4 protein-coding genes and 2 pseudogenes are annotated in these 4,572 nt (G+C 77.5%); 4 read left to right on the top strand and 2 right to left on the bottom strand.

From position 1 onward, the window contains the following. The 4 genes and pseudogenes from WCS02_RS17720 to WCS02_RS17705 form a co-directional block, all read left to right on the top strand. Nucleotides 1-204 (top strand): annotated as a pseudogene (locus tag WCS02_RS17720) (hypothetical protein); the annotation flags it as partial. After that, a complete protein-coding gene (locus tag WCS02_RS17715; protein WP_340295591.1) occupies nucleotides 201-1,145 on the top strand; it encodes an ROK family glucokinase in 945 nt (314 codons plus the stop codon). The pseudogene WCS02_RS17720 and the gene WCS02_RS17715, both read left to right, overlap by 4 nt. After that, nucleotides 1,142-1,840, top strand: a complete 699-nt coding sequence (locus WCS02_RS17710; RefSeq protein WP_340295590.1) for a hypothetical protein — start codon at nucleotides 1,142-1,144, stop codon at nucleotides 1,838-1,840. The genes WCS02_RS17715 and WCS02_RS17710 overlap by 4 nt, the downstream gene beginning before the upstream one ends. Nucleotides 1,841-1,851: 11 nt before the next feature. Further along, nucleotides 1,852-2,817, top strand: coding sequence for a hypothetical protein (locus WCS02_RS17705; protein WP_340295589.1), 966 nt, complete (start codon nucleotides 1,852-1,854; stop codon nucleotides 2,815-2,817). Between the two features lie 13 nt (nucleotides 2,818-2,830). Here WCS02_RS17705 and WCS02_RS17700 read toward each other — a convergent pair whose 3' ends face one another. Both WCS02_RS17700 and WCS02_RS17695 read right to left on the bottom strand, forming a co-directional pair. Further along, nucleotides 2,831-4,093, bottom strand: coding sequence for an ornithine cyclodeaminase, nickel-pincer nucleotide-dependent (locus WCS02_RS17700; RefSeq protein WP_340295587.1), 1,263 nt, complete (start codon nucleotides 4,091-4,093; stop codon nucleotides 2,831-2,833). A gap of 3 nt (nucleotides 4,094-4,096) precedes the next feature. Continuing rightward, nucleotides 4,097-4,572, bottom strand: a pseudogene (locus WCS02_RS17695) (hypothetical protein); the annotation flags it as partial.

The following is a 4,572-nucleotide window of genomic DNA, read 5'->3' as shown; positions in this document are numbered from 1 at the left end:
CACCTGGGCGACGTCGGCAGCACGGGCAGCAGCAGCGGCGTCCCGGCCGCGGGCGCCGCCGGCGGCACCCAGGCCGCCGCGACGGGGGAGCCGCCCCGGCCGACCACGACCGCACCGCCCCCGGTGGACCCACCGGGCGGCGACGTCCCCACGTGGACCACGATCCCCGTGAGCACCGGACCCACCGACGAGGAGCAGGCATGAGCAGCACCATCGGCGTCGACATCGGCGGCACCAAGATCGCGTTCGGCGTCGTCACCCCCGACGGTGAGGTCCTGGCCCGCACCCGCCGGGAGACCACCCCGTCGCGCCCGGACGAGATCGTCGGCGCCGTCGCCGACGGCATCGCCGAGCTGCGCAGCAGCCACGACGTCGTCGCCGTCGGGGTGGCCGCCGCCGGCTACATCGACTCCGGCCGGTCGATGGTGATGTTCGCCCCGAACCTGGCCTGGCGGGACAACCCCATCAAGGCGCAGGTCGAGGAGCACGTCGACGTGCCGGTCGTCATCGAGAACGACGCCAACGCGGCGGCGTGGGGCGAGTTCCAGTACGGCGCCGCCCGCGACTTCGACGACATGCTCATGCTCACCGTCGGCACCGGGCTGGGCGGCGGCCTGGTCATCAACCGGCGCCTCGTCCGTGGGGCGCACGGCGTCGCGGCCGAGTTCGGGCACGCTCGCGCCGTCCCCGACGGGCACCGCTGCGGCTGCGGCAACCGCGGCTGCTGGGAGCAGTACGTCTCCGGCACCGCCCTCACCCGCGAGGCCCGCGAGATGGCCGAGTCCGGCTCCCCGCTGGCCAACGGGATCCTCGCCCGCGCCGACGGCAAGGTGAAGCGGATCACCGGCCCCCTCGTCACCGCCGCCGCGCAGGACGGCGACCCGATCGCCGTGGAGCTGCTCGCCGACCAGGGCCGCCAGCTCGGCACCGCGGTGGCCAGCTTCGTCGCCCTCCTGGACCCCGGCGTCGTCGTCATCGGCGGGGGCGTGTCCGAGGCGGGCGACCTCCTCATCGGCCCGGCCCGCGCGGCCTACGCCCACGAGCTGACCGGCCGCGGGTTCCGGCCCAGCGCGGACATCGTGCTGGCCGAGCTGGGCAACGAGGCGGGCCTGGTCGGCGCCGCCGACCTGGCGCGCTCGGAGTGAGCACCGCCCCCGCCACCCCGGGTGCCGGCCCGGCCCCCACGGTGCGCGTCCTCGCCGCGGACGTCGACCGGTTCCGCGGCAGCCGCGCCGGCCTGGTCCGGCTGCTGCGCGACACCGCACCCGACGTCGTGCTGCTGCACCGCGGCCCGGCGCACCCGCTGGGCGGGCACCGGCTCGGCTCGCTGGCCTCCGACACCGGTCTCGTGGTGGTCGGCGGGGGCCGCCAGGCGGGCGGCGCGGCCGTGCTCACCTCGCTGCGCGTGGACACCCGCGGCACCACCACCTACCGCGGTCACGGCGGCGGCCTCGTCCTCACCGGCGCCCGCCTCGTCGGCGGGCAGGCCTTCCGGCTGGCCGTCGTGGACGCGCGCGGCGACGACGCGGACGCGGCGTCGGTGGCCGCGCACCTGCTGGCGCTGCTCGCCGAGGACGGCAGCGGGCTCCCCACCGTGGTCGCCGGGCCGCTCCCGGGCACCGCGGCGGGGGACACCCTGGCCAGCCGCCTGGTCGACCTCACCCCGGGCGCGACGCCCACGTCCCCGGCCGCCGACCCCAAGCGCCGCCTGCTCGGGCTCGTCGGCAGCGACGCGGACGTCCGCCCCGTCCCGCTGCCGGGGGAGCCCGGACGGCGGCCGGTCCTGCTCGCCAAGGTGCTGGCCTCGCGGCCGACCCTGGTCGAGCTCCGCCTGCCCTAGGCGTGCCCCGGGTGGTCCCGCCGGTCCCCGACCCGGCGCGCCGGTCGCTGCCGCCGGGCGTGCGGCTCGTCCTGGAGTCCCTGCTCGTGGGGGTCGCCACGGTCGGCGGGGTGGTGCTGGCGCTGCTGCTCACCGACGCCGTCACGGGCCGGCTGCCCGACGGGGACGTGGCCGAGGTACTCACCGGTGTGGGAGTCGTCCTGGCGTTGGTCGCCGTCGAGCACGGGCTGCCGACGGCCGCGCTCGTCGGCCTCGCGCTGGTGGTCGTGGTGGTCCCGGTGCTGGCCCTGCGCGGTCGACCGCCGGTCCGTGCCGGGGCCCTGGCCGCGGCCGTCGGCCTGCTCGTGGCGCTCCTCGTCGTGGCGCAGGTGCTGCCCGGGACGTCCGGGCTGTCTCTCGCCGGTCCCGTGGGCGCGCTCGCGGGCGCCCTGGCGGCCTGGCGGAGCCAGCGCCTCGTCACCGCCTGGGTGTCGAGGGTCGACCGGGTGGGCACCCCGGACGGGCCGGTCCGGTGCGCGGCGGGGACGCGGACGCCGGGCCAGCTGCTGGGAGACCCGGCGCTGCTGCCGCGGCGCCTCACCGGACGCCCTTTCGGGAGCCCCTCCGACGACCTGAGGGCGCTCGAGGAGGGGCAGCCCGTCGCGGTGGGCGCGCTCCGCTCCGCGGGGCCGAGGGCGCGGGCGGGGCTGCTCGTGCTGCACCCGGGGGCGGACGGGCTGCGGGCGGCGTGGCACCCGCACCGTCCGCTGCGCGGGTACGGCCCGGCCGAGGACCGCCCCGCCCTGGTGGGGGCACCGGTGGGGTCCGCGCCCGTCCGGTGGCGGCGGCTGCCCCGGACGTTCCGGCCGGTGACGCTGCTCGTGGCCGGGAGCGCGTGGCAGCTCGCCGTGCAGGCGCCGGACGCCGGGCTGCTGCGGCAGGTGGTCCCGGCCGCACCGCCGCCCCCGACCCCGCCTACACCTGTCGCGGAGGCCTGAGGCCCCGGGCCGGTCAGGTCTCCGAGCCGGTGAGCTCCCGCGCCAGCGCCGCGCAGAACAGGCCGACGTCGGTGACGACCCCCCGGGCCTGCGCGGACCCGCGGTCGGCGAGCTTGGTCACGGTGGCGGGGTTGATGTCGACGCAGACCAGGGGGATGTGGCCGGGCAGGACGTTCCCGGTCGCCACCCCGTGGAGCATCGTCGCCACGACGATGCAGAAGCCGACGTCGGCCAGCGCCCCGCGCATCGCCCGCTGGCCCTCGATGACGTCGGTGTGGACGTCGGGCAGCGGGCCGTCGTCGCGGACGGACCCCACGAGGACGAACTGCTTCCCGCCGGTGACGAGCGCGTGCATGATCCCGCTGGTCACGACCCCCTGCTCGACCGCGGCGGCGAGCGACCCGGCGCCCCGCACGGCGTTGATGGCCCGCAGGTGGTGCTCGTGGCCGTGCTCGACGCCGCTGCCCGCGGACAGGTCCACGCCCAGCGACGTGCCGTACATCGACTGCTCGACGTCGTGGGTGGCGATGGCGTTGCCGCCGAACATCACGTCCACCCAGCCGCCGCGGACGAGGGCGGCCAGGGACGGGGCCGCGCCGGTGTGGACCACAGCGGGACCCAGCACCCACAGCACCTTCTGCCCGGCCTCCTTGACCGCCCGCATCTGCTCGGCGACCTGGTGCACGACGAGCGCCTGCGGCTTCTCGCTGGACACCTCGGACTGCATGAACGTGAAGCCGCCCTCGGAGCCCCGGGCCTCGGGCAGGGTGACGCGCACCCCTGCCGCCCCGCACACGAGCGAGGTGCCGGCGCGGACGTCGCTGACCGGGACCGTGCGGACCGAGCGCACCCCGCCGTCCTCGTCGAGCGTGACGGCGATGCCGCAGTCCATCTCGGGGTTCTCCACGTCGACCCAGCTCTCGCCGACGCGCACCGACGTGGGCAGGTTGGTCGTGGCGTAGAAGTCGGCCGGGAAGACGCCGTCGCGCTCGACGGGCACCAGCCGTGCCGGCTCGACCTCTACGAGGTTGGCGCCGTGGGTGTGCAGGCGCATGACGACGGAGTCCAGGGTGCGCGCGTCGGGCGCGCTCACGGCGAGGCGGACGGTGCTGGTGTCGCCGGCGTCCTTGCCGACGTCGAACCGCACCACCTCGTAGTCGCCGCCGAGGGCGCGCACGTCGTCCAGGACGAGGGTGAACAGGCCGGTGTCCAGGACGTGCCCGGTCAGCTCGACGATCTCGCGGGGGCCGTGCGGTGCGGGTGCGGACGTGGTCATGCGTCACACGATGGCACCGTCACCACCGTCCTCGCGGTCCCGGGTGCGCGGCAGCCGCCACACCAGGTAGCCGAAGCCCGCGACGATGGCGACGACGACGGAGCCGACCAGCCACGACGGCGCCTCGTCCCACAGCACGGCGAAGAGGATGAGGGCCAGCGGCCCCAGCAGGACCGCGCCCCAGGCCAGCCGGCCGGGCAGGTCCGGCCGGGGGAAGGGCGGCGGCTCCTCGGGCACGAAGCGGTGGGTCTCGCGGTCGACGGCGGCGTCGACCTCGGCCTCGGCGCGGGCCTCGCGCTCGCGCCGGGCCTGCCGCTCCTCGTGTGCCGCCAGCTCCTCGCGTGCGGCCTGCTCGTAGCGCAGGGCCCAGTCCGTGGCGGCGTCCTCGCCGTGCTCCGGGACGCGCGCGGCCCGGCCCCGGGCCGCGTCCTCGGCCCGGTGCAGCGACGTGCCGGGCGAGCGGCCCGGGCCCGGCGCGC

The organism is Aquipuribacter hungaricus (assembly GCF_037860755.1).
In the GTDB taxonomy this organism is placed as follows: domain Bacteria; phylum Actinomycetota; class Actinomycetes; order Actinomycetales; family JBBAYJ01; genus Aquipuribacter; species Aquipuribacter hungaricus.
Note: the sequence above shows the minus strand (reverse complement) of the source record. Positions and strands in the feature narration are given on the sequence as shown.

Bases quoted from the DNA above. Each gene is read 5' to 3' on its own strand.
- WCS02_RS17715 (WP_340295591.1), top strand. From the start codon at position 201: ATGAGCAGCACCATCGGCGTCGACATCGGCGGCACCAAGATCGCGTTC.
- WCS02_RS17700 (WP_340295587.1), bottom strand. From the start codon at position 4,093: ATGACCACGTCCGCACCCGCACCGCACGGCCCCCGCGAGATCGTCGAG.